General features: G+C 66.5%; 18 protein-coding genes and 1 tRNA gene. 6 read left to right on the top strand and 13 right to left on the bottom strand.

Annotated elements, in window-relative coordinates:
- The first annotated feature begins 88 nt into the window (after positions 1–88).
- Both DIR46_RS00695 and map read left to right on the top strand, forming a co-directional pair.
- Entirely contained in the window at positions 89–301 is a 213-nt protein-coding gene (locus DIR46_RS00695; protein WP_109343526.1) for a ParD-like family protein, read from the top strand.
- Positions 298–1,071, top strand: a complete 774-nt coding sequence (map, locus tag DIR46_RS00700) for a type I methionyl aminopeptidase (protein ID WP_109343527.1) — start codon at positions 298–300, stop codon at positions 1,069–1,071. The genes DIR46_RS00695 and map overlap by 4 nt, the downstream gene beginning before the upstream one ends.
- On the opposite strand, the gene DIR46_RS00705 is transcribed toward map, so the two are convergent.
- The 5 genes from DIR46_RS00705 to DIR46_RS00725 form a co-directional block, all read right to left on the bottom strand.
- Positions 1,068–1,454 carry a DsrE family protein gene (locus DIR46_RS00705; RefSeq protein WP_109343528.1) on the bottom strand — a complete coding sequence of 129 codons (387 nt, stop codon included), beginning with the start codon at positions 1,452–1,454 and terminating at the stop codon, positions 1,068–1,070. The genes map and DIR46_RS00705 overlap by 4 nt on opposite strands.
- Positions 1,451–1,975 carry a glycine cleavage system protein H gene (locus DIR46_RS00710; RefSeq protein ID WP_109343529.1) on the bottom strand — a complete coding sequence of 175 codons (525 nt, stop codon included), beginning with the start codon at positions 1,973–1,975 and terminating at the stop codon, positions 1,451–1,453. The genes DIR46_RS00705 and DIR46_RS00710 overlap by 4 nt, the downstream gene beginning before the upstream one ends.
- Positions 1,935–2,030: transfer RNA gene (locus tag DIR46_RS00715), tRNA-Sec, on the bottom strand. The genes DIR46_RS00710 and DIR46_RS00715 overlap by 41 nt, the downstream gene beginning before the upstream one ends.
- Before the next feature lie 32 nt (positions 2,031–2,062).
- Positions 2,063–2,731: a uridine kinase gene (gene udk / locus DIR46_RS00720; RefSeq protein WP_109343530.1), complete on the bottom strand. Its 669-nt coding sequence runs from the start codon at positions 2,729–2,731 to the stop codon at positions 2,063–2,065.
- A gap of 54 nt (positions 2,732–2,785) precedes the next feature.
- Positions 2,786–3,205 carry a hypothetical protein gene (locus tag DIR46_RS00725; RefSeq protein ID WP_109343531.1) on the bottom strand — a complete coding sequence of 140 codons (420 nt, stop codon included), beginning with the start codon at positions 3,203–3,205 and terminating at the stop codon, positions 2,786–2,788.
- A 199-nt stretch (positions 3,206–3,404) separates the two neighbouring features.
- On the opposite strand from DIR46_RS00725, the gene DIR46_RS00730 reads away from it, so the two are divergent.
- Both DIR46_RS00730 and DIR46_RS00735 read left to right on the top strand, forming a co-directional pair.
- Positions 3,405–5,648 (top strand): phosphocholine-specific phospholipase C, encoded by a 2,244-nt coding sequence (locus tag DIR46_RS00730; protein ID WP_109347856.1) that lies wholly within the window; start codon positions 3,405–3,407, stop codon positions 5,646–5,648.
- Between the two features lie 22 nt (positions 5,649–5,670).
- On the top strand, positions 5,671–6,261 hold the full coding sequence (locus DIR46_RS00735) for a PEP-CTERM sorting domain-containing protein (protein ID WP_162819354.1): 591 nt from the start codon (positions 5,671–5,673) through the stop codon (positions 6,259–6,261).
- Here DIR46_RS00735 and selB read toward each other — a convergent pair.
- From selB to DIR46_RS00785, 8 genes are all read right to left on the bottom strand, one after another.
- Positions 6,223–8,139 carry a selenocysteine-specific translation elongation factor gene (selB, locus tag DIR46_RS00740; RefSeq protein WP_109343533.1) on the bottom strand — a complete coding sequence of 639 codons (1,917 nt, stop codon included), beginning with the start codon at positions 8,137–8,139 and terminating at the stop codon, positions 6,223–6,225. The genes DIR46_RS00735 and selB overlap by 39 nt on opposite strands.
- A gap of 10 nt (positions 8,140–8,149) precedes the next feature.
- Positions 8,150–9,613 (bottom strand): L-seryl-tRNA(Sec) selenium transferase, encoded by a 1,464-nt coding sequence (gene selA, locus DIR46_RS00745; protein WP_109343534.1) that lies wholly within the window; start codon positions 9,611–9,613, stop codon positions 8,150–8,152.
- Between the two features lie 2 nt (positions 9,614–9,615).
- Positions 9,616–10,647, bottom strand: coding sequence for a formate dehydrogenase accessory protein FdhE (gene fdhE, locus DIR46_RS00750; protein ID WP_109343535.1), 1,032 nt, complete (start codon positions 10,645–10,647; stop codon positions 9,616–9,618).
- A gap of 15 nt (positions 10,648–10,662) precedes the next feature.
- Positions 10,663–11,307: a formate dehydrogenase subunit gamma gene (locus DIR46_RS00755; protein WP_109343536.1), complete on the bottom strand. Its 645-nt coding sequence runs from the start codon at positions 11,305–11,307 to the stop codon at positions 10,663–10,665.
- Positions 11,308–11,318: 11 nt separating this feature from the next.
- Positions 11,319–12,260 carry a formate dehydrogenase subunit beta gene (gene fdxH / locus DIR46_RS00760; protein WP_109343537.1) on the bottom strand — a complete coding sequence of 314 codons (942 nt, stop codon included), beginning with the start codon at positions 12,258–12,260 and terminating at the stop codon, positions 11,319–11,321.
- A 4-nt stretch (positions 12,261–12,264) separates the two neighbouring features.
- Positions 12,265–15,339 (bottom strand): formate dehydrogenase-N subunit alpha, encoded by a 3,075-nt coding sequence (fdnG, locus tag DIR46_RS00765; RefSeq protein ID WP_162819355.1) that lies wholly within the window; start codon positions 15,337–15,339, stop codon positions 12,265–12,267.
- Between the two features lie 133 nt (positions 15,340–15,472).
- Positions 15,473–15,826 carry a hypothetical protein gene (locus tag DIR46_RS00775; protein WP_162819356.1) on the bottom strand — a complete coding sequence of 118 codons (354 nt, stop codon included), beginning with the start codon at positions 15,824–15,826 and terminating at the stop codon, positions 15,473–15,475.
- 394 nt (positions 15,827–16,220) lie between these two features.
- A complete protein-coding gene (locus DIR46_RS00785) occupies positions 16,221–17,852 on the bottom strand; it encodes a patatin-like phospholipase family protein (RefSeq protein WP_109343542.1) in 1,632 nt (543 codons plus the stop codon).
- A 342-nt stretch (positions 17,853–18,194) separates the two neighbouring features.
- Between DIR46_RS00785 and DIR46_RS00790 the strand changes: the two genes are divergently transcribed.
- Both DIR46_RS00790 and DIR46_RS00795 read left to right on the top strand, forming a co-directional pair.
- Positions 18,195–21,206 (top strand): TonB-dependent receptor, encoded by a 3,012-nt coding sequence (locus tag DIR46_RS00790; protein ID WP_109343543.1) that lies wholly within the window; start codon positions 18,195–18,197, stop codon positions 21,204–21,206.
- 70 nt (positions 21,207–21,276) lie between these two features.
- Entirely contained in the window at positions 21,277–23,469 is a 2,193-nt protein-coding gene (locus tag DIR46_RS00795) for a beta-glucosidase family protein (protein WP_109343544.1), read from the top strand.
- The last annotated feature ends 2 nt before the right edge of the window (positions 23,470–23,471 follow it).

Genomic DNA, 23,471 nt, shown 5'->3' on the forward strand with positions numbered 1-23,471 from the left:
GGCGCCATTTTCACATTCGAGGACGGCGTTGACTTAATATATGGAACGTATACAATCCCTATACGAATCATATATTGGGAGCTTCACCATGGGCATCGTCAACATCGAAGACGACCTGCACGACCAGGTCCGCCTCGCCACCAGGGTCTCGTGCCGCTCGATCAACGCGCAAGCCGCGTTCTGGATCAAGATCGGCATGCTGTGCGAGACCAACCCCACCCTCAGCTTCAACGAGATCGTGCAACGCGAGCTGGCCGCCGCCGGCGTGTCGGCGCCGCCCCTCACCCTGAGCGCGGCATGACCAAACAACCGCATGAGCTGGCGCTGATGGCCGAATCCGGCCGCCTGCTGGCGTCCGTGTTCGGGATGCTCGACCAGCTGTCCCTGGCCGGCATGACCACGCTCGAGGTCGACACCCTCGTCGAACGCTTCATCGTCGACGAGCTCGGCGCGCGGCCGGCCAGCAAGGGCCAGTACGACTACGGTTTCGTGCTCAATTCGTCGATCAACCACGTGGTCTGCCACGGCGTGCCGTCGGCCGGCGAGGTGCTGAAGGACGGCGACATCGTGAACTTCGACATCACCCTCGAAAAGAACGGCTATATCGCCGACTCCAGCAAGACCTATCTGGTCGGCGCGGTCGACCTGGACGCGCGCCGGCTGGTGCAGACCACCTACGAGGCGATGTGGAAGGGCATCCGCGCGGTTCGGCCCGGCGCCACGCTGGGCGACGTCGGCTGGGCGATCGAGCGCCATGCCAAGCGCAATGGCTGCTCGGTGGTTCGCGAATATTGCGGCCACGGCATCGGGCGCGAGATGCACGAGGAGCCGCAGGTGCTGCACTTCGGGACCAAGGGCGCGGGACTCACGCTGCGCGAGGGCATGGTGTTCACCATCGAACCCATGCTCAACCGGGGTGGCCGCAGCGTGCGCACCGAGGACGATGGCTGGACCGTGGTGACGCGCGACGGATCCTTGTCGGCGCAGTTCGAGCACACGGTGGCCGTCACGGCCAGTGGGGTCGCGGTGCTGACGCTGCGTCCCGAAGAACGCGCGATGGTCGCGATCTAGAAGACCAGCATGCGCCAGCCCGGCGCGCTGCCCTGCTCGACGAACGACACCATGCCTTCGACTCCGGCGCAGTGCGGCACCAGCCTGGCGCGGTCGGCGCCGCTGGCGTGCAGCGCCTGGGTGCAGGCGCGAATTTCCACGCCCAGTTCGACGCTCGCTTCCAGGTGGCGTGAGATCGGCCACTGCTCGGCCCCGAAGCCGGTCGGGCGCGCGGCGTTCTCGGCCAGCAGCCATTGCACCGACTGGCTCGAAAACAGCATCTTGACCCGCATGTCGAGCGCCGCCGCCGCTTGCGCGGTCATGAACGGGGTAGCCAGCAGTTCGGAACGCGACAGGTCGCACGACCAGACCAGGATGGCCAGTCCGCGCTCCTGCGTGCTCACGGCTTGATCCAGTCGTCGACCGGCTCCAGCCGCATGCGGCGTTCCGCCTGTTCGACCAGGGTGGCGCCATGCGCCAGCCGCGTGCGGTCCTGTTCCCAATCGCTGGCCTGGACCACGGCGATCCAGCCCTTGCCATACGGGTCCTGGTTGATGAGTTCGGGCTTGTCTTCGAGCAGCCCGTTGATCTCGACCACGACGCCCGAGACCGGCGCCTTGATCGTCACCACCGTCTTGCTCAGCTCGACGACGCCCATGGTCTTGCCCTGTTCGAGCTCGGTGCCGACCGGCTTCGGCCGGCACATATAGAAGTAATTACCGCTGATCTTGACGCCAAAGGCGCTGACGCCGACCTGCATGCGGCCGTCGCCCAGGTCGCGGCACCACATATCGTTCTCGAGATCGAAGTAGCAGTCGTCCGGATAGTCGAAGCCGAGGATGAGCATGGTCTTGGTCAGGGGAAGAATCTGAGAAGCAACGGCGTGGCGGAAGGATGCGGGAGTCGAACCCACCCGGCGACGCATGGCGCCACCAACTGGGTTTGAAGCCCAGCCGCCCCACCAGGGACGATTTCCTTCCGAAGAGACCGCATTTTACCTCTTGCGGGCAATTCAATCCAGTGCCGGACTGGAACGGCGTTCCAGGATCTGCAGCTGGCCGAGGACGCTCGCCACCTTGGTGGTGATGACGTCGATCGCCGGACCGTTGGCGCCATGCGGCAGGATCACGTCGGCCTTGCGCCTGGTCGGCTCGATGAATTGCTTGTGCATCGGGCGCACCGTGTCCATGTACTGGCCGACGATGCTGTCGAGCGAACGACCGCGTTCGGCGACGTCGCGCTGGAGCCGGCGGATGAAGCGCACGTCGGGCGCGGTGTCGACGAAGATTTTCAGCGACATCATGTCGCGCAGGTCGGCGTCGTACAGGGCGAACAGGCCCTCGATCACGATCACCGGGGCCGGCTTGACGGGAATGGTCTGGTCGGTACGGTTGGACACCGTGAAATCGTAGATCGGCATCGCGATCGATTCGCCGTTACGCAAGGCGCGCACGTGCTCGACCAGCAGCGGCCAGTCGAAGGCTTGCGGGTGGTCGTAGTTCTGCTCGCGCCGCTCTTCCATGGTGAGATGGGTCTGGTCGCGGTAATAGTCGTCCTGCATGACGACGGAGACGAGATCGGTGCCGAACGACGACAGCACTTGCTGCGTCACCGTCGACTTGCCACTGCCGCTGCCGCCGGCGACGCCAATGACGAAGGGTGGGGAAGAAATCTGATTCATCCCAGCATGATACCGGAGCGCCGCCCGAATCGACAGGTGCAGATCGCTTCCGCCTCACCAGCCACTGCGCGCGCCCGACGGCCCGACGTCGCGCCAGGGCCACTTGCCCATGCACGCGGACGTGAGAAACACGCGGACGGTGCCCGCCTCGCTCCCCTGCACGGCTCTCCGGCGCTCCGCGTCAAAGGCGTCGACGCGCCTCCCGACCAGCGCCAGGTCGTCATCGGTCGCGCCGCCCTCGAACGCCAGCTCGAAGCTCGCGACGCCGTGGCTGGTGACCGAATTGATCTCTACGAGACGCGGCAAGCCCGTCATCATCCGTTCCAGCGGATTCGTGACCCCGGCTTCCACCCGCTCGGGCAGCCGCTCGCCGACAACATACTGGACACCGACGACCGCGCCGCTGCGCTCACAGGCGAGCGCTGCATCGCTCTTGGAGAGCCAGACGGCGACGACGGCAACTGCGGCTTTCATCTGGATCGACCTCATGGGCAATGGCGGGGACGGTGGCTGGCCACTGGGATGGTAACCCATCCGGTGACGGAATTGGCGATCTGTCATCGGGTCGTCACACACGATGTTTACGCTGGCGGCAGTCGAGTAAAACGTGTCGACAAATCAATATTGAACGGCAATATTTATTGCAATCAAAGCCACTTTCCGGATGACCGTCATGACTTCACGCCGCAGATTCCTGGGCAACAGCGCCCGCGCCGGCATCGCCGCCGCCACCTATGCCGCCTTCCCGCCCGCCATCCAGCGCGCGCTCGCCATCCCCGCCAACAATGCCACCGGCACCATCCGCGACGTCGAGCACGTGGTGATCCTGATGCAGGAGAACCGCGCCTTCGACCATTACTTCGGCACGCTGGCCGGTGTGCGCGGCTTCGGCGACCGCTTCCCGATTCCACTGCCGGAAGGCCGCAACGTGTGGCAGCAGCGCATGGGCAACAGCAACCTGATGATGCCGTTCCACCTCGACGGCAGCAAGGGCAATGCCCAGCGCGCCAACGGCACGCCGCACGACTGGCTCGACAGCCAGCTGGCCTGGGACAACGGCCGCATGGACCAATGGCCACGCTACAAGAATCCCATCTCGATGGGCTATTTCAAGGAAAGCGAAATCCCCTTCGCCTTCGCGCTGGCCAATGCCTTCACCCTGTGCGACGCCTACCACTGCGCGATGCACACCGGCACCGACGCCAACCGCGCGTTCTTCCTGACCGGCACCAATGGCGCGGCGCCGACCGGCACGGCCTTCGTCACCAACGAATGGGATGCCATCGACGGCCTGCCGGGTGGCGTGAATACCGGCTACACCTGGACCACGTATGCGGAGCGCCTCGAAGCGGCCGGCGTCAAGTGGATCAGCTACCAGAACATGCCCGACGAATGGGGCGACAATATGCTGGGCGCCTTCCGCCAGTTCAGGCGCGCCAATATCGCGTCGGGCTATCCGGTGTCCAGCGGCGGCGCCCCCGGCCAGCCCTACACCAATACCGGCCAGTCGCTGCCCTACAAGGCCTACGACGCGGCGACGGACAACCCGAACAATCCGCTCTACAAGGGTATCGCCAATACCCTGCCGGGTACCCGCCCCGAGCAGTACCTGGACGCCTTCAGGCGCGACATCCGCGAGGGCAAGCTGCCCCAAGTATCCTGGATCAACGCGCCGTCGATCTATTGCGAACATCCCGGCCCGTCGAGCCCGGTGCAGGGTTCCTGGTTCCTGCAGGAGGTGCTGGACGCCCTGACCGCCAACCCCGAGGTCTGGAGCAAGACCGTCCTGATCGTCAACTTCGACGAGAACGACGGCTACTTCGACCACGTGCCCTCCCCGTCGGCGCCCTCGCCCGACGGCAAGGGCGGCTACGCCGGCAAGACCACGCTGGCGCCGGGCGACCTGGCGCACGAATACTTCACGCATCCGCGCCCTCCCGGCAGCACCAGGCAGCCGGCGCCGGACGGCCGCGTGTACGGCCCGGGCCCGCGGGTGCCGATGTACGTGATTTCGCCATGGAGCCGCGGCGGCTGGGTCAATTCGCAGGTGTTCGACCACACGTCGGTGCTGCGCTTCCTGGAAGCGCGCTTCGGCGTGAAGGAGCCGAACATCAGCCCCTTCCGCCGCGCCGTCTGCGGCGACCTGACCAGCGCCTTCAACTTCGTGTCGCCCAACGACGAGCCGCTGCCGGTGCTCTCCGGCCGCAAGAGCAGGGGCGAGGCGGACGCCTTGCGCACCGCCCAGCAAAGGCTGCCGCAGATCCCGGCGCCGTCCGCGCCGCAGATGCCCGTCCAGGCCGCGGGCACGCGCCCCTCGCGCGCGCTGCCGTATGAGCTGGCCACCAGCTGCGACATTCAGCCCGGCGCCACGATGGCGGCTGCGCGGGTGGCGCTGAACTTCATCAACACCGGCCGCCAGGGCGCGGTGTTCCACGTCTACGACCGCAAGAACCTGGCCGCCATCCCGCGCCGCTACACGGTCGAAGCGGGCAAATCGCTGGCGGACGTCTGGACACCGGCGGTCGGCGGCGCCTATGACCTGTGGGTGCTGGGGCCGAACGGCTACCACCGTCATTTCACCGGCAGCGCGCTGCGCGCCGTGGCTGCGGGCCAGCCGCGTCCCGACGTCCAGGTGCGCTGCGACGCCGCGACCGGGGAGCTGGTGCTGCGCCTCATCAATGGCGGCGTCGCGCCCTGCACCTTCAACCTGGCCGCCAACGCCTATGCGCAGCTACGCCAGCAGCACACCCTGGCGCCGCGCACCGAACTGACGGTGCGCATTCCCGTGGCGGGCAACGACTACTGGTACGACTTCAGCGCCATGGTTTCCGGCCAGCCCGATTACCTGCGCCGCTTCGCCGGCCGCGTCGAAACTGGCCGCCACACGGTCAGCGACCCGGCGCTGGGCCGCATCTAGACTAGCAATGAAAGGAATTTCCATGCAATCGATGATTCGCCATCTCGCGGTCGCTGCCGCCATGTCGCTGTGCGCCCCATTCGCCTCGGCCGCCGTGCTGAACTTCGACGACATCGTCGGCCCCGACGGTTTCGCCGCCGTGCCCGGCAACTACGGCGGCCTCGACTGGTCGGCGTCCGGCCTGAACGTGTTTACCGCGCAAAGCGCGCCGTTCACGCCCCGCTCGGGGATGGGCCAGGTGACGACCGACTGGATCGACGGCGGACCGATCGCGAGCACCATCCGTTTCCTGGCGCCGACGGTGTTCAACGGCGCCTGGTTCTCGGGCTATGAAGACAGCAGCGTGCGTTTCGACCTCTACTTCGCCGGCCAGCTGGTCGCCAGCTCGGCTTTGCTGCAACTCTCGGGAACGTCGGCCTTCCTGGACGCCGGCTGGGACGGCGCGATCGATGCGGTGGTCGTGCGCACCGGCGCCCAGGGGTCCTACGCGATGGACGACTTCACCTTCGTGGATGCCACGGAGGTGCCCGAACCGGACCCACTCGCCCTGCTGCTGGCCGGCGCCGGCGGCCTGCTAGTCCTGCGGCGGAAACAGCAAGGTCCCCGGCCGTAGCAGGTGTACGTCGCCGACCCGGCGCAAGAAGCCGATGCGGTCGAAGAACTCGAGGATCTGGATCGCGCGCTTGCGGCCCAGGCCCGTTTCGTCGCGGAAGCGCGCCGCCGTGACCTGGCCCTGGGCATCCTCGCGCGCCAGGCGGCGCACCAGGTCGGCGGCCTGCTGCATCACGGCCGGATGGTAGAACAGGTCCTTGACGACCTGGTAGACGTCGCCGCCGCGCGCCATGCGGCCCAGCACCTGGCGCACCTGCACTTCGGGCAGGCGCGCGGTCTGGGCGATGTCGCGCACCCAGGGCGGGTCGAAGCGGCCGTCCAGCAGTTTCGGCAGCGCGTGTTCGGCCACCACCTGCTCGGCCGCGCGCAGCGCCACGCCGTGCTCCGGCAGGTGCAGGAAGCCGTTGCGGCGACTGATGCCGCCGGCCGCGATCATGTGTTCGGTCAGCTGCAGCCACAGCGCCTCGGGCATCCGCGGCGCGGCCAGGCGGCGCGCGCGCAGCAGATCGGGGCCGATCTCGTCCGGGTATTTCGCATGGAAGTCGCCCAGCGCGCGCAGCAGGCCGGCTTCGTTCTCCTGCAGCCGCGCGCGTGAGACCAGCCATTCGCCGCCGGCGCCGACCACGATGTCCGGCACGTTCTCGAGGTCGAACGGCCAGCGCGCCAGGCCGCTGCTCCTCAGCCAGGTCGCGCCGTTGACGCCATACGGCGCCTGGGCCAGCGCGCCCAGCAGGCGGACCATCGGATCCTCGGCGCGCTGGGTCTCCAGGTAGGCCAGCCGTTCCGGCGTCTGGCGGTAGCGCGCCAAGCCCAGGGGATCGAGCACCGCGCCACCGGCGACAGTACGGATCGCCGAGGCGTCGCGCAAGATGAAGCGGTCGCCGTGCCAGACGTTGGCCGGCTTGTGCAGCACCAGCTGCGCCGGCGCCGCGGCGCCAGGCGCGATCGAGGGCTGGCCCAGTACGGCCACGGTGGCCATGCAGTCCTGGGTCGCGGCATGCAGGTGCACCAGGGTGCCGGAGCGCAGCGCACGTTCCTCGGTCGCCGCCACCTGCAGCCAGACGTCGATACGCCCGGTCGTGAGCGCAATCGCCGGGTCGCACAGTACCTGGCCGCGCAGCTCGTCGCTGCGTTCCAGGCCGGCCAGGCCGACGGCGCAGCGCTGGCCGGCGTGGGCCGCTTGCGCCGCCCGGCTGTGCACCTGCAGGCTGCGCACACGGTATTCCTTGTCCGGCGCGGCGGCCAGCGAGAGGCCGTCGCCGATGCCGACCTTGCCGCTCGAGACGCTGCCTGCGACCACGGTGCCCACGCCGTCGAGCGTGAAGGCGCGGTCCAGGCCCATGCGAAAGCCCGCGCCCGGCACGCCATCGCCGGGCGCCGCCTGCAGCGCCCGCACCAGCAGTGCGCGCAGGTCATCGATGCCGTCGCCGCGGATGCTCGACACTTTCAGCACCGGATAATCCACGAGACCCGCGCTGGCCAGCAGGCCGGCGACCGCTGCCTCGGTCTCGGCCAGGCGGTCGGCGTCGACGCGGTCGATCTTGGTGATCACGGCGGCGCCGCGCCGCACGCCCAGCAGGGAGAGGATGGTCGCATGCTCGATCGTCTGCGGCATCGGACCGTCGTCGGCCGCGATCAGGAGCAGGCCGAAATCGATGCCGCTGGCGCCGGCCACCATGGTGCGCACCAGTTTTTCGTGGCCCGGCACGTCGACGAAGCCGATACGGCCGCCATCCTCGAGCGGCATCCAGGCATAGCCCAGTTCGATGGTGATGCCGCGCTTTTTTTCTTCCGGCAGGCGGTCGGCGTCGATGCCGGTCAGCGCGCGCACCAGCGCGGTCTTGCCGTGGTCAATGTGTCCGGCAGTGCCGACGATCATGCGAAATCCTTCACGTCCGTTCTTGTTCTTCGACGAGCGCCGCGCGCAATGCGCCCAGTTGTCCCATCAGCTCGGCCGGGTCGTCGATGCAGCGGCAGTCGAGCAGCAGGCGGTCGTCGGCGATGCGGCCGATCACCGGCAGCGGCAAGGCGCGCAGCGCCTCGGCCAGGCTGTCCAGCGCCGTGCCCATGCCGCGCTTGCCCGACAGGTTCGGCGCGATCGCCACCCCGCTCGACGGCAGTCGGTCGATCGGGAGCGAGCCCGAGCCGATCTGGCTCAGCATCGTCTCCAGCGTCACCGTATAGCGCGGCGCCAGCGCCTCGCGCAGTGGCGTCAGGAGGGCGTTCGCCGTCGCGCCCACCTGCTCCTGGGTGCGGGTCAGCCAGCGCAGCGTCGGCAGGTCGCGCACCAGCAGTTCGGGCTGCAGGTAGAGCCGCAGGGTCGCTTCCAGCGCCGCCAGCGGTAGTTTCGACAGGCGCAGAGCGCGCTTCATCGGGAACTTGCGGATGCGGGTGACAAATTCCTTCGAGCCGACGATCAGGCCGGCCTGCGGCCCGCCCAGCAGCTTGTCACCCGAGAAGGTGACCACGTCGCAGCCGGCCGCCAGCATCTGCTGCGGCGTCGGTTCCTGCGGCAGGCCGTATTTACCCATGTCGATCAGCGAACCGCTGCCCAGGTCGCTGACCAGGGCGACGTTGCGCGCGCGCGCCAATGGCGCCAGTTCCGCTTCGGACACCGAACTGGTGAAGCCCTGCACCGCGTAGTTGCTGGTATGGACCTTCATCAAGAGCGCCGTGCGCTCGTTGATCGCCCGTTCGTAGTCCGCCAGGTGGGTGCGGTTGGTGGTGCCGACTTCGACCATGTGGGCGCCGGCGCTGGCCATCACGTCGGGCATGCGGAAGGCGCCGCCGATTTCCACCAGCTCGCCGCGCGAGACGATCGCCTCGCGTCCGCCGCCAAGCGCCGCCAGCGACAGCAGGACGGCGGCGGCATTGTTGTTGACCACGGTCGCGGCTTCGGCGCCCGTGATCTCGCACAGCAGGCCTTCGACGATGCTGTCGCGATCGCCCCGTGAGCCGCTGTCCAGGTCGTATTCGAGATTGTTCGGTCCGGCCATCATCGCGACCAGGTGGTCGATTGCCGCTTGCGGCAGGACGGCGCGTCCGAGATTGGTATGGATGACCGTGCCGGTCAGGTTGATCACCCGGCGCATATTCGGCGCCAGGCGTCCGGCGATACGCCCGGCCAGAGACTGGCCGAGCGCCTCCGGCGACAGCGCGCTCGCGGGGAGCACGCCTGCCAGGGCCTGCGCGCGCAGGGAGTCCACTTGCGCGCGCGCTTCCGCCGCGACCAGGGTATGGCCGTGACTGGAAACCAGCGCCTGCACGGATGGCAGGCGCAGCAGTTTATCGATCGAAGGCAGATCCTTGACTGTCGCCTTCGAGCCGTGGACCACGGACTCGTCGAGCGACATGATCAATTACTCCTTGATTGACTGGATGCGCCGTCGTCATCCGACGGCTCTTCTTCGCCGCCCGTGAGCAGCAACAGGTTGACGCCATGCGGCTGGTAGCCGGCTTCCGACACCAGGATGTCCAGCGTCAGGGTGGCCACGTCGTCCGCCACCGGATCGACGTGGAGATCTCTCTCCATGCGCACGATCTTGAGGTAGTGGCCGCACTCGTCGCAGGTTTCGGCTTGCACCGATGCCTGCGCCGTGTCTTCCTGCGCGCCATCGGTGGCCAGCGCCTGCAGCGAGTGGTAGTGGATGCCCTTGGTCGACTGGCAGTGGCTGCACTTGACCCGCACCATATGCCACTGCGTCGAGCACAGCGAGCAATTCAGGTAGCGGAAGTTGCTGCCGCCGGCATCCAGCCTGGTGACCGACGACGTCGGCAGGCTGCCGCAGCATGGGCACAGGGTCACGTCGAGCGTGCGCCCGAACGGTTCCTGGCGCGCCGCGCCATGGGCCTGCTGGACCGCCAGTACCATATGGCTCCAGTAGACCTGCAGCCCGGCCGCCACCAGCGGCGCCGCGCTCATGTCCAGGCCGGCTGCGCCTTGCAGCAGCAGTTCGGCCTGGCCTTCGAGATGGTCGTCACTGGCGGCCAGCAAGTCCTGCACGGCCGCCTGGGCCGGGCTGCCCGAAAGGCGCGGGGCCAGCAGCTCCAGCATGCGGCGCAAGGCCGCACGCCAGGCCGGGTCACGCGGCCACAGCGGCGCCGGCAGCGGCGCCTGGGCGGCGCGGCCGGCGGCCAGCAAGTCGTCGCCGCCGGGCAGCGCCACGGCCGGGTAGTCCTGCAGGACTTCATGCTGGACGCGCGCCAGTTCGGCGGCGAACAGCAGGAAGTCGCGCATCGCATGCCCGGCCGCCAGCTCGCGCAGGCGGGTTTCACGGGTGGCGAAGAGCTCCGCCCGCACCGGGAGGTGCAGGTAGGGCATCTGCTGCCCGGACCGGACCGCGATTTCTTCCGGGCTGAGCAGCGGTGTTGCTTTGGTAACACTCATAGAGCAGTGAAGTCCTTAAGGTTTCTTGCGCGTGGCGCTGTCCTGCGTGGCTTGCGTGACTTCCTTATACCACAGCGGGTGGTGCGACTTTGCCCAGTCCGCGTGCACTGTGCCACGGGTCATGGCGCGGAACGAGCCCTTGACCCAGATGGCGGCGTACACGTGGACGATCACGCTCAGCACCAGCGCGAACGCTGCCACCGCATGCACCAGCATGGCGATGCGGCGCAGCGGAATCGGGAAGAAGTCCGCGAACCATGGCTGCCAGAACATGAAGCCGGTGATCAGGAGCAGCACGAGGCTGACCGCGAACACCCAGAACACGCCCTTCTGCCCGGCGTTGTACTTGTGCACCGGCGGCATGTGGTGCTCGTCGCCGGTGGTCACCATCTTCGGCGCCTTCTTGACCCATTCCGTATCGGACTTGGTCCAGAAGTTGTCGCGCACCACGGCGAAGAACAGGAACACGAAACCCAGCACCATCAGCAGCCCGAAGAACGGGTGCAGCACACGGGTCCAGTAACCGCCGCCGAAGAAGACGCTGAAGAAGTACATCGAAGGATGGAACAATGCCAGCCCGGTCAATCCCGCGCAGATGAACAGCAGGGCCACGGCCCAGTGGTTCATCCGCGTGCGGTCACGATAGCGAGTGATAAACATGGTTCTTCTCCTTAAACGCGCGGTTCATCGCGCACTGCATCGCGCTGGTCCGCGTCAGGCGTCGGCTGCACCGGCGGTTCGTCCACATGGGTCTCGATCGGACCCACTTTCATGTAGTGGAAGAAACCGGCCACGGCGGCGCCGATCATCGCGGCCACGCCCAGCGGCTTGGCCACGCCTTTCCACAGCGCCACGGTCGGGCTGATGGTCGGGTTTTCCGGCAGGCCGGCGTACAGGTTCGGCTTGTCGGCGTGCTGCAGCACGTACATGACGTGCGTGCCGCCGACGCCGGCCGGGTTGTACAGGCCCGCGTTCTGGTAACCGCGCTCCTTCAGGTCGACCACGCGGTCGCCCGCGTACTCGATCATGTCTTCCTTGGTGCCGAAACGAATGGCGCCGGTAGGACAGATCTTGACGCAGGCCGGCTCCATGTTCACTGCCACGCGGTCCGCGCACAGCGAGCATTTATAGGCCTTCGAGTCCACCTTGCTGATGCGCGGCACGTCGAACGGGCAGCCGGCGACGCAGTAGCCGCAGCCGATGCAGTTCTCGCTGATGAAGTCGACGATGCCGTTGGTGTACTTGACGATCGCGCCCGGCGCCGGGCATGCCTTCAGGCAGCCCGGTTCGTCGCAGTGCATGCAGCCATCCTTGCGGATCAGCCACTCCAGGCGGTCACCCTCGTCGGGCGTCTGGGTGACGACTTCCGAGTACTTCATGACCGTCCACGACTGCGGCGTCAGGTCGCGCGGGTTGTCGTAGGTGCCGTGGGTTTCGCCGATGTCGTCGCGCAGGTCGTTCCACTGCATGCACGCCACCTGGCATGCCTTGCAGCCGATGCAGCTGGAGACGTCGATCAGCTTGGCGACTTCGGCCTTGTGGGTACGCGCCACCGGCGTCGTCGCGGTCGTTGCCGACCGCTTGGCGATATCGAGAGATTGAAGCGAAGACATGGTATTAAGCCCTTTCGATATTGACCAGGAACGACTTGAATTCCGGGGTCTGGGTATTCGCGTCGCCCACGAACGGGGTCAGCGTGTTCACCAGGAAGCCCGGCTTGGTCAAACCGACGAAGCCCCAGTGGTTCGGCAAGCCCACCGTATCCACCTTCATGCCATCGCAGTCGAGCTGCGGGATACGCTTGGTGACGACGCACTTGGCCTTGATGTAGCCGCGCATCGACGACACCTTGACCATGTCGCCATTGGCGATGCCCTTGGCCTTGGCCAGCTCTTCGCCGATCTCCACGAACTGCTCCGGCTGGAGGATCGCGTTGCTCTGGACGTTCTTGGTCCAGTAGTGGAAGTGCTCGGTCAAACGGTAGCTGGTCGCGACGTACGGGAATTCCTTGGCCGTGCCGAACGCTTCCATATCGCCCTTGAACACGCGCGCCGCAGGATTGGCGCGGGCTTTCGGGTTCTTCGGATGCATCGGGTTGACCGGGAACGGCGACTCGAACGGCTCGTAGTGCTCGGGCAGCGGGCCTTCGGCCATGCCGGTCGGCGCGAACATGCGGGCCACGCCTTCGGCCGTCATGATGAACGGCTGCACGCGGTCCTCATCGTTCGGATTGGCGTCGGGACGGATGTCCGGAATGTCCGAACCGGTCCAGCTGGTGCCGTTCCACGCGATCAGGTTGCGATGGGCGTTCCACGGCTTGCCGGTGGTCGGATCGGCCGACGCCGCGTTGTACAGCACGCGGCGGTTCGCCGGCCATGCCCAGGCCCAGCCCAGCGTGTTACCCACGCCATACGGGTCGGCGTTGTCGCGGTTGGCCATCTGGTTGCCGGCCTCGGTCCAGGCGCCGGCGTAGATCCAGCAGCCGCTGGCGGTCGAGCCATCGTCGCGCAGCACGCCGAAGCCCGGCACCTGCTGGCCCTTCTTGAGCAGCAGCTTGGACGGATCCTTCGGATCGTACAGGTCGGCCAGCGCCTTGCCGTTGAACTCCTTGGCGAGTTCCTCGGCCGACGGGCTGTGCGGGATCTTGTACGGCCAGGCCAGGTTCACCATCGCGTCAGGGAAGGCGCCGCCATCCTTGATGTAGGCGTTCTTCATGCGGGTGAACAGGTCGGCGATGATCTCGATGTCCGGCTTCGATTCCCATGGCGCCTCGGCGCCCTTCCAGTGCCACTGCAGCCAGCGCGACGAGTTCGACAGCGAACCGTCTTCCTCGGCGAAGCAGGTGGTCGGCAGGCGGAACACGGTGGTCTGGATCGACGCGCTGTCGACGTCGTTCGACTCGCCGTGGTTCTTCCAGAACTCCGAGGTCTCGGTGTTCAGCGGATCCATCGTCACCAGGAACTTCAGCTTCGACAGGCCGGCGATGATCTTCTTCTTGTTAGGGAAGGAGCCGACAGGGTTGAAACCCTGGCAGATGTAGCCGTTCATCTTGCCCTGGCCCATCAGTTCGAAGGCCTGCAGCACGTCGTACAGCTTGTCGATCTTCGGCAGGTAGTCGAAGGCCCAGTTGTTTTCCGCGGTCGCGGCATCGCCCCACCAGGCTTTTTGCAGGCTGACGAAGAACTTGGGATAGTTCTGCCAGTAGCTCATCTGGTTCGGACGCAGCGGCTTGAGTGCGCGCGGCTTGTAGTAGGTCTCCAGATCCTGCTCGTTGTCGGTCGGCAGGGACAGGTAGCCCGGCAGCGAGTTCGACAGCAGTCCCAGGTCGGTCAGGCCCTGGATGTTGGAGTGGCCGCGCAGTGCGTTCAGGCCACCGCCGGCGACGCCGACGTTGCCCAGCAGCAGCTGCATGATGGCGCCGGTACGGATGATCTGGCTGCCCTGGCTGTGTTGCGTCCAGCCCAGCGCATACATGATCGTCATGGCGCGGCCCGGCACGGCGGTCGACGCGATGTACTCGCAGACCTTCATGAACTGCTTGACCGGGGTGCCGGTGATCTTGCTGACCTGTTCCGGGGTGTAGCGCGAGTAATGGCGCTTCATCACCTGCAGGACGCAATTCGGGTCTTGCATGGTCGGATCGACCTTGGCGTAACCGTCTTCGCCCATGGCGTAGCCCCACGACTTGTTGTCGTAGCGGCGCTTGGTTTCGTCGTAGCCCGAGAACAGGCCATCCTCGAACTGGAAGTCCGGGCCGACGATGAAGCTGGCGTTGGTGTAGCTCCGGACGTATTCGGTCTGGATCTTGTCGTTGCTCAGCAGATAATTGATGACGCCGCCCAGGAAGGCGATGTCGGAGCCGGCGCGGATCGGCGCGTAATAGTCGCTCATGGCGGCCGAACGCGTGAAGCGCGGGTCGACCACGACCAGCTTGGCTTTATTGTGGTGCTTGGCTTCGATCACCCACTTGAAACCGCATGGGTGCGCCTCGGCGGCATTGCCGCCCATAATCAGTACTACATCGGCATTCTTTATGTCAACCCAATGGTTGGTCATCGCGCCACGTCCGAACGTCGGGGCCAGACCGGCCACCGTAGGTCCGTGTCAAACGCGAGCCTGGTTATCGAAGACGAGCATGCCCATCGAACGCATCGCCTTGTGCGTGATGTAGCCCGTTTCGTTGCTCGACGCGGACGCGCACAGCATACCGGTGCTGGTCCAGCGGTTGACGAGTTTGCCTTCGGCATTGGTGGCGACGAAGTTGGCGTCGCGGTCGTCCTTCATGAACTTGGCGATGCGCGACATCGCCTGGTCCCACGAAATACGCTTCCATTCCGTGCTGCCCGGCTCGCGGACTTCAGGATACTTGAGGCGGTTCGGCGAGTGCACGAAGTCGAGCAGGCCCGCGCCTTTCGGGCACAGGGTGCCGCGGTTCACCGGATGGTCCGGGTCGCCTTCGATATGGATGATGTCCGAGGTGACGTTCTTTGCGCCGTCGCCGATGCTGTACATCAGCAGGCCGCAGCCCACCGAGCAGTACGGACACGTGTTGCGCGTCTCCTTGGCCTTCGCCAGTTTATAGTGCCGGGTCTCGGCCATTGCCGGCAGCGGCGAAAAGCCGAGCGCGACGATGGTGGACGCGGCCAGTCCCGCACCGCTCACGCGGAGGAACTGCCTACGATTCATGCCCATCTAGGTTCTCCTACTAGTAATGGATTGCGCACGCCGCAAAAGGGTCTGCCGGGGTCGATGCCCCGGCACGCTGGTCCGATCGCGCCGCTGCCACAGCGACGTGGCGCGCGCACTTTCTATGCCCTCGACCGTGTTACTTGGCCGGTGGCGTGGTTGCCGCGGTGGCGCCATCGCCACCGGTTGGTTCCGATGCACCGCTGTCGCGGGGCTTGTCCGCACCCTGGCCGGCGACGACGCCGCCGATCGCGGTGCCGCCTTCGGCGGGACCCGTGCCCGCGACCACGTCCGGCGAGTTCGCCGGCTCGGCCACGATCGCGGCGTGCGGATCGGGATTCTGGGTCGCGACCGCGGCCGGCGACGCGGGATCGGTCGGCGCCGGAGAGGCCTCGACGTCAGCCTTCTTGCCGCAAGCGGACAGGGCGAGCACGGCGGCCAACACACCGGTGCCCAACAGGATGCGATTCTTCATCTGCGAATTAGGTTGCATTGCAATATCCGTTGACTTTGAGATATATGAGAAATATATATGAAATGATGAACGCTACATATAAGTATTTTACGCAATGTGGGGAATTTCTGCGTGACATTACGTGAGAATTGAACCGTCATTGTCGTGTTAAGGTCGCCAGGGGCGCTCAGTGTAAAGACGTTCCGCCGTTCTCTCCCTTGCGTCGACTGCTGGCGCGCCTCCGCGCGGGCGGCTGCCCATCCGCCGCTTGCTGCGCGGCGTCGGGTTCCCGGGCTTTCCTTTCCTCGACGTCGAGCAGGCGGGTTGCGCCCAGTCCCCACCCCTGCTCTCCCAGGCGCAGCAGCGTGCTCCCCTTCATCCGCACCAGGCATCCATCCATCTCGGCCTCGCTCGCGTGCCAGCGCAGGCTCGCCTAGCCGGCACCCTCGATGGTGATCACGTCCGGGGCCACCAGGCCGCCGGCGATGCGGGCATGCCCCGGCAGGAATGGCATGGCTTGGGTCAGGCGACTGCTGGGCCGGGCACCCATCATGCCCACCTGGGCGGCGAGAGCATCCCACAGGGCGTCCGCCTGGGTGCGCAGCGCCAGGTAGCGTTCGGCCTGCTCACGGCCATGGGCCAGCAGCGCCCGGGCCAGCAAGGGATCGCGGTCGAACTTGGAGAACAGGCCCAGTTCCTTGCGCACCACCGCGCCGACCGCCTCGCCGTCGAGCACGATGCGCACCACCTCGATCGGCTTGTCGTGGGGCCGGGAGCGCTGGCCCGGATCGTCCAGCCGGGCATTGATGGCTTCGATGAAGGCGACCTCCTGGTTCAGCGACAGGTTGCCCGACAGCGTGTCGCGCCGGTGCCACAGCTCGTCGCCCGACTGGGCGTTGCCGGGACCGGCGACCTTGCCGCTGAAGTCGTAGCGGTCCGGGTTGATCTGCAGGATCCAGACCCCGTCCGGCTTCCTGGCCGGGTCCAGGCCGGACGAGATGAAATTCTTGATCGGCGGGTTTTGCGAGAACAGGCCGTCCCAGCATGCCATGCGGCGCGGCTCGTGGGTTTCGGGGTCGACCGCCTGGACCGGCTGCGCCATGAAGACCCAGGGCAGCGAGGCCGAGGCCACCACTGCGTCGAGGGTGATGCCGGCATCGTTCGGCGCATGTTCCGAACTGAAGGCGACGAAGGCGCCGCTATCGATGTCCACCGCGCCGATCAGCAATTGCGGCAGCGCGCGGGTGGCGTGGCGCACCGCATGCGCCAGGCCGTCGAGGGTATCGCGCTCGAAGCGCAACGCCGGCAATTGCAGGCCGTCGAACACGACGCGCAGCAGCGTATCGGACGCCAGCCCGTGCGCCTTCGACCAGGCCGCGATCCAAGCGCTGGAAGACAGCCGGGCCCGGATGTCCTGCTCGATCGCAGCCTGGCGGGCGTGCAGCCGTTCGCGCTCGCCCGGCGCGCCGGCCATCCGCGCCTCGAGCGCGATCGCCTGCCAACGCCTGATTTCTTGGGGGATGCTGCAGAAGTCGCCGATCGCGCCAACCAGGTCGAAATCGACGTGCGGGGCGATCGACTCGCGCAGCTGGAAATAGGGCCCGCGGACCCAGCCGCCCAGCGCCGGCCACATCGCGGCCATCATCGGCCAGGTCGCGGTGGCGAAACTTTCGATTTCGCGCAGCGGCGACAGATAGGGACTGAACTTGAGGTCGACCTGGGCCAGGCTGCCCATCCACTGGCCGATGTCGTTCAGCAGGCGCTCGCCCGGCGCCCGGGCGCAGTTCGCATCCCAGAAGCGCTCGAGCCCGGCCCTGGCCGCATCGGGGCCGCCTGCCAGGTATCCGTACCAGGCCAGCAAGGCGCTGATGGCGCCGCCCGAAGTGCCGCTGATGCCGGTCAGGCGCAGCACGTCGCCCGGTTCCCCGGCCAGCATCGACTGCCCCTGGCTCGTCGCCAGCTCGGCGTTGCGAAACTGCGGCAGCAGCACCGGCAGGGCGCCGGCGGCGTAGGCAGCGTGACTGCCGCCGCCCTGGCAGGCGATGGCGATGTTTTTGACAGGCATGATGTCCTCCCTCGTCCGATTCGACACGCGAGGCAGGCATTCGCCCATGGATGAAGCTCAGGCACCGGAAACGCCGGCCTGTCGCTTTTAGGCAGTTGGCACGGCGCACAGTTCCCCGTTCGGTCCGGCGCCAGCGTCGAAAGCCATACGCATGATAACGATTTCATCAGAATCGCAACGTTATCAATAAATATTTACAACAAGACCAACAAGCAAATGATTGCGCCAAACATTAGGTGTTATATTTACTGACAGGTTATGCGGTGGCCGCCTGCGGTCCGCCGTCGACCCAGGCAAAGAATCCCACAGACGGGTTCTTCACAACAAAGACGGAGACACAATATGAGTCAATTGAAGAAGTCGGCCATTGCCGTGGGCGTCGCACATCTGTGCTGGTTGTCGGCGGCCTTCGCGCAGGACGCCGCGCCAGCGACAAGCGCCGCCCCGGCCGGCCCCCAGGTGGTCACGGTGACCGGCCAGCGCGCCGCCCTCGACAGCGCCCAGCAGCTCAAGAAGAACTCGGACGAAGTGGTCGATTCGATCGTCGCCGAGGACATCGGCAAGCTACCCGACAAATCCATCACCGAAGTGCTGCAGCGGGTGCCGGGCGTGACCATCGACCGCACCATGTCGCGCGCCGACCCCGAGCACTTCTCGGTGGAAGGCTCGGGCGTGTCGATCCGTGGCCTCTCCTGGGTCCGCTCGGAACTGAATGGCCGCGATTCCTTCTCGTCCACCGGCGGCCGGGCCCTGAACTTCGAGGACGTGCCGCCCGAGCTGATGGCCGGCGTCGACGTCTACAAGAACCCCTCGGCCGAGCAGATCGAGGGCGGCATCTCGGGCCTGGTCAACCTGCGCACCGCCCTGCCGTTCGACATCAAGGGCCAGCGCATCTCGGGCAGCATCGAGGGCACCTATTCCGAACTCAAGAAGGGGAAGACCCGGCCCGCCGGCTCGATCCTGTACTCGAACCGCTGGCAGACCGGCATCGGCGAGATCGGCGCCCTGGTCAACTTCGCCAGCTCGCGCAGCGTGACCCGCACCGACGCCTTCCAGGTCGAACCGTATTATCCGGTGGCCGGCGCCGAGCCGGGTCGCACCGTGTGGATCCCGAAAGGCGCGCAGTGGCGCACGCTGGACTTCGACCGCAAGCGCCAGGGCACCTATGGCGCGCTGCAGTGGAAGAAGGACAATACTCTCAAGAGCCACCTGACGTGGTTCCGCTCCAAATACGATATGCGCTGGGACGAGAACGCGCTGTTCTCGGCCGAAGGCAACCCGACCGACCTGCGCGTGGAAAACGGCGTCTACGATGCCAACGGCGCGTTCATGAGCGGCATCATCACCAACCCCACCGCCGGCAGCATCGAATACGCCAACAATGCCCGCACCGCGAGCCGCGATTCGACCACCACCGACATCGCCTGGAATGTCGAGTGGAAGCCGGCCAGCAACTGGACGGTGACGTCGGACTACCAACATGTCAAGGCGCGGTCGGAAGGCTTCGATTCGACGGTCGCTCTCGGCACTTTGATGCCGCAGTTGAATCTCGACCTGACCGGCAAGCTCCCGCGCATCAACTTCAGCCCGTCGCAAGCGGCGGCGATGAGCGACCCGAACAACTTCTTCTGGGCGTTCTCGATGGAGCACCTGGATCGCAGCGTGGCCGAACAGAAGGCCTGGAAGGGCGACGTCAAGTACGATTTCGACCATCCCGTGCTGCGCGACCTGCGCATCGGCGTGCGCCTGACCGACCGCGATGCCAAGACCATCGTGTCCAATCCCGACTTCAACTGGGTCGCCATTTCCCAGCGCTGGATGATGCCGTGGCAGATCGGCAACCTGGCCTATCTCAGCGATCCGCGCTTCCAGGCCCCGACCACGGTCAATCAGTTCAACAATTTCTTCAACGGCGATGCCAGCGTGCCCGCCATTATCTTCCCGGCGCGTTCGGTCACCGGAGGCTATCCGGGCAGCTATGCCCAGTTGCACAGTTTCCACGACATCCTGTGCGCCGACGTCGGCAACACCTGCGCGCCATGGAAGCCGGCTGCCTTCGGAGAAGCCAATCCCTCAGGCGACAATGAGCAAGGCGAGAAAACCAAGGCGCTGTACACGCAGATGCGCTTCGGTTTCGATAACCTGCGCTTCCCGGTCGACGGCAACGTCGGCGTTCGCTACGTCAAGACCGACGCCAAGTCCTACGGCTACACGGTCTACAACTCGACGTTCAACATTCCGCCAGGCGGCACCACCGGCCTGCCCGTCCCGGTCATCGCGCCTTTCGCCGGTCGCGAGGACTACGCGAACAGCTATCACAACTGGCTACCCAGCCTCAATCTGCGGATGAAGGCAAGCGACGAGCTGCAGTTCCGGTTCGCGATCGGCAAGGGCATGTCGCGCCCCAACTTCGACCAATTGCAGGCCTACACCACACTCAGCCAGAACGTGACGAGCACCACGACCGGCACCGGCGCCGGCCAGGTCACCAACGTCACTTCGATCGGCCACACCGGCGAGGCCAAGGGCAATCCGCTGCTGCGCCCCGTCACCTCGCGCAACATCGACCTGACCGCCGAATGGTATTTCGCCAAGGCGGGCTCGCTTACCGTGGGCCTGTTCGACAAGCGCCTGCGCGACATCATCATCAAGCAGAGCTCGTTCTACCAGCTGACCGACTCGGCCGGTCGTGCAATCGATTTCACCGTCGCCACACCGGTCAATGGCGCACGCGGCAGCGCGCGCGGCATCGAAGTGGCCTACCAGCAGTACTTCGACCGCCTGCCGGGCTGGCTGGCCGGCTTCGGGGTCCAGGCCAACTACACCCACGTCAAGACCAAGCGCGACCTGTACGATCCCGTCTTCTCGCCATGGTGCGGCGCAGGCAACAATGCCGCCAACCTGAACCTGAACCTGAACGGCTGCGATACCGATGGCCGCTCCTTCGGCGACCTGCCGCTGGAGTACATGTCACGCAACTCCTACAACCTGGCGCTGCTGTACGACCGCGGCCCCTGGTCGGCGCGCCTGGCCTGGAGCTGGCGTTCGAAGAGCCTGCTGGGCAATAACAACAACGGCACCAACGGCACCAACGGGGTCGACACCAATCCCGACAGCCCGACCTTCGGCCAGAGCGTGGTCGCCTGGGGCCTGCCGATCTGGGCCGACGACTATGGCCAGCTCGATGGCGGCGTCAGCTACAAGTTCAACGACAACTACCGCATCGACTTCCAGGCCCAGAACCTGACCGACGCGAAGTACAAGCAGATCATGAGCCACCATGTCGGCGACAAGGGCCGCGCGTGGTTCGTGTCAGGGCCGCGCTACAGCGTGCGTCTTGGCGTGTCGTTCTGAGGCGCCAACCGGTCGCGCCGTCCGTCAAGGGCGGCGCGACCGTGATAAAAACAAACAAGGAGACAAGAGTATGCAGCATGCTTTGCCGAACGCCCGCTGGGCCATTGCCCTCGCCGCCGCCTGCGCCGTCCAGTGCGCGCACGCGGCCCCCGACGACGCCCAGCAACGCGCGACCAGGCTGGTGAGCCAGATGACCATCGACGAAAAGATCGGCATGGTGTTCGGCCAGTTCGGCACCGAATTCCAGGGCAAGCAGCCGCCCGCCGAGGCCCTGGTGCAGTCGGCCGGCTACATCAAGGGCATTGAGCGCCTGGGCATCACGCCGCAGTGGCTGACCGACGCCGGCATCGGCGTCGCCTCGCAGCCGGGCAAGCAGACCCGCGAGCGCACCTCGCTGCCGGCGGGGATCGCCACCGCCGCCACCTGGAACCCGGCGCTGGCCTTCAAGGGCGCCGCCATGATCGGCAAGGAAGCGCGCCTGTCGGGCTTCAACGTGATGCTGGGCGGGAGCGTCAACCTGGCGCGCGAGCCGCGCAACGGCCGCAACTTCGAATACACCGGCGAAGACCCGCTGCTGGCCGGGATCATGGCCGGCGAACAGATTCGCGGCGTGCAGTCGAACCACGTGATCTCGACCGTCAAGCACTATGCCTACAACGACCAGGAAACGGGCCGCAACCACCTGAACGTCAAGATCAACGACGCGGCCGGCCGCATGTCCGACCTGATGGCCTTCCAGATCGCCATCGAGCGCGGCAACCCGGGCGCGGTCATGTGTTCGTACAACCGCATCGGCGGCGTGTATGGCTGCGAGAACGACCATCTGCTGAACAAGGTGCTCAAGCGCGACTGGGGCTACAAGGGCTATGTGATGTCCGACTGGGGCGCCGTGCACTCGACCATTCCCGCAGCGCTGGCCGGCCTGGACCAGCAGTCCGGCTACCCCTTCGACAAATCGCCCTACTTCGACGGCGCGCTCAAGGAGGCGGTGCAGAACGGCCACGTGCCGCAGGCGCGCCTGGACGATATGGTGGCGCGCATCCTGTGGGCGATGGGCACGCACGGCGTGCTGGATCACCCGGTCAAGGTGCGCGACAAGGAGATCGACTACGCCGCCCACGCCCGCATCTCGCAGGAAGACGCGGAGGAAGGCATCGTCCTGCTCAAGAACGCAAACAAGATCCTGCCGCTGGCACCGGGACTGAAGCGCATCGCCATCATCGGCGGCCACGCCAACAAGGGCGTGCTGTCCGGCGGCGGGTCGGCCCAGGTCTATCCGCGCGGCGGCATGGCGGTGCCGAACGAGGGACCGGCGGCCTGGCCCGGGCCGATGGTCTATCTGCCGGGATCGCCGATGCAGGCCCTGGCACGCCGCAGCAAGGCGAAGCTCGACTGGCATGACGGCAAGGACGCCGCTGCGGCCGCGAAAGCCGCCGCCGGCGCGGACGTGGTGCTGGTGTTCGCGACCCAGTGGACCTCCGAGGCGAACGACGTGCCCAACCTGTCGCTGCCGAACGCCCAGGACGCACTGATCGCCGCCGTGGCCAGGGCCAACCCGCGTACGGTGGTGGTGCTGCAGACCGGCACGCCGGTGACGATGCCGTGGGTCGACCAGGTCGCTGGCGTCGTCCAGGCCTGGTATCCGGGCACGAATGGCGGCGAGGCGATCGCGCGCGTGCTGAGCGGCGAAGTGGATGCCTCGGGACGCCTGCCGCAGACCTTCCCGCTGTCCGAGAGCCAGCTGCCGCGCTCGACACTCGATGGTCTCGACCTGCCCAAGGACAGCCGCTTCGACGTCGACTACGACATCGAAGGCGCGGCGGTCGGCTACAAATGGTTCGACCTGAAGGGCATCAAACCGCTGTTCGCCTTCGGCCACGGCCTGTCGTACACGAGCTTTACCTACACCAATCTCAAGGCCGAGGCGGCGGACGGCGCCATCCAGGTCAGCTTCGACACCCTGAACAGCGGAGCGCGCGCCGGCAAGGCGGTGCCGCAAATATACGTGTCGAAGGTCGGGGCCGGCTGGGAAGCGCCAAAGCGGCTGGGCGGCTGGGACAAGCTGGCCCTGAATGCCGGCGAGCGCCGCGCCAGCAAGGTCGCGGTCGACCCGCGCACGCTGGCGGTGTTCGACGCGGCGTCGAACCGCTGGAAGATCGCGGCCGGCGAATACCGGGTGATGCTCGCGACGGCGGCCGACGCCCCGGTGCAGACGGTGACCGTGCGCCTGCCGGCGCGCGAGTTCGCGGCGGGAGCGCGCTGAGG

Source organism: Massilia oculi (assembly GCF_003143515.1).
In the GTDB taxonomy this organism is placed as follows: Bacteria; Pseudomonadota; Gammaproteobacteria; order Burkholderiales; family Burkholderiaceae_D; genus Telluria; species Telluria oculi.

Excerpts from the sequence above, each read along its gene's own strand:
- DIR46_RS00695 (WP_109343526.1), top strand. The coding sequence starts at position 89 with ATGGGCATCGTCAACATCGAAGACGACCTGCACGACCAGGTCCGCCTC.
- map (WP_109343527.1), top strand. The coding sequence starts at position 298 with ATGACCAAACAACCGCATGAGCTGGCGCTGATGGCCGAATCCGGCCGC.
- DIR46_RS00710 (WP_109343529.1), bottom strand. The coding sequence starts at position 1,975 with ATGCGTCGCCGGGTGGGTTCGACTCCCGCATCCTTCCGCCACGCCGTT.
- udk (WP_109343530.1), bottom strand. The coding sequence starts at position 2,731 with ATGAATCAGATTTCTTCCCCACCCTTCGTCATTGGCGTCGCCGGCGGC.
- DIR46_RS00725 (WP_109343531.1), bottom strand. The coding sequence starts at position 3,205 with ATGAAAGCCGCAGTTGCCGTCGTCGCCGTCTGGCTCTCCAAGAGCGAT.
- DIR46_RS00730 (WP_109347856.1), top strand. The coding sequence starts at position 3,405 with ATGACTTCACGCCGCAGATTCCTGGGCAACAGCGCCCGCGCCGGCATC.
- DIR46_RS00735 (WP_162819354.1), top strand. The coding sequence starts at position 5,671 with ATGCAATCGATGATTCGCCATCTCGCGGTCGCTGCCGCCATGTCGCTG.
- selB (WP_109343533.1), bottom strand. The coding sequence starts at position 8,139 with ATGATCGTCGGCACTGCCGGACACATTGACCACGGCAAGACCGCGCTG.
- selA (WP_109343534.1), bottom strand. The coding sequence starts at position 9,613 with ATGTCGCTCGACGAGTCCGTGGTCCACGGCTCGAAGGCGACAGTCAAG.
- fdhE (WP_109343535.1), bottom strand. The coding sequence starts at position 10,647 with ATGAGTGTTACCAAAGCAACACCGCTGCTCAGCCCGGAAGAAATCGCG.
- DIR46_RS00755 (WP_109343536.1), bottom strand. The coding sequence starts at position 11,307 with ATGTTTATCACTCGCTATCGTGACCGCACGCGGATGAACCACTGGGCC.
- fdxH (WP_109343537.1), bottom strand. The coding sequence starts at position 12,260 with ATGTCTTCGCTTCAATCTCTCGATATCGCCAAGCGGTCGGCAACGACC.
- DIR46_RS00775 (WP_162819356.1), bottom strand. The coding sequence starts at position 15,826 with ATGCAACCTAATTCGCAGATGAAGAATCGCATCCTGTTGGGCACCGGT.
- DIR46_RS00785 (WP_109343542.1), bottom strand. The coding sequence starts at position 17,852 with ATGCCTGTCAAAAACATCGCCATCGCCTGCCAGGGCGGCGGCAGTCAC.
- DIR46_RS00790 (WP_109343543.1), top strand. The coding sequence starts at position 18,195 with ATGAGTCAATTGAAGAAGTCGGCCATTGCCGTGGGCGTCGCACATCTG.
- DIR46_RS00795 (WP_109343544.1), top strand. The coding sequence starts at position 21,277 with ATGCAGCATGCTTTGCCGAACGCCCGCTGGGCCATTGCCCTCGCCGCC.